A 505-nucleotide genomic window follows, 5' to 3' on the forward strand; every position below is an offset into this window, starting at 1 on the left:
ACCCGCGAGGCGGCCAGTGTAGGAATACCCAAGGCCTATCAACTGGCATTGAGCCATTAGGGATTTAAACGGGCCTTTTCGCCCCTAGCCTGTTTTAATTGGGGCTGTTCGTCATCCAGCGTCAATGGAGTCCTGACATGGAAATCACCGGTAGCTCCGCCTACTACGCGGGCCTGAGCGCAATCCAGACCGGCCAGAACCGCGTCGATCAGGCCGCCAGCCAGATCGCCAACACCACTGCCGAACGTACCGCCACTAGCCAGTCCAGCGATTTTCAGGCCGAACGCCTGCGCGCGGTCGACCGCAGCCAGCAGATGGACCTGGCCACCAGTGTCGTGCAACAGGCGGTGGGCAAGACCGAAGTCGAGCTCGGCGCGAAGGTCGCCAAGGCATCCGACGAAATGCTTGGCCGGATCATCGACACCTACGCCTGAACACTTGCGTCATCCCCTATTTCAGCGCCTGCCCTTGTAGGAGCGGGCTTGCCCGCGAATGCGTCCGATCA

Annotated in this window: 1 protein-coding gene; it reads left to right on the forward strand. The window is 61.0% G+C overall.

The window, feature by feature from the left end:
- Positions 1 to 137 precede the first annotated feature (137 nt).
- Positions 138 to 434, forward strand: coding sequence for a hypothetical protein (locus ACTJJN_RS24885; protein WP_003255603.1), 297 nt, complete (start codon positions 138 to 140; stop codon positions 432 to 434).
- Positions 435 to 505 lie beyond the last annotated feature (71 nt).

Source organism: Pseudomonas sp. 22515 (genome assembly GCF_052044625.1).
Taxonomy (GTDB): Bacteria; Pseudomonadota; Gammaproteobacteria; order Pseudomonadales; family Pseudomonadaceae; genus Aquipseudomonas; species Aquipseudomonas alloputida.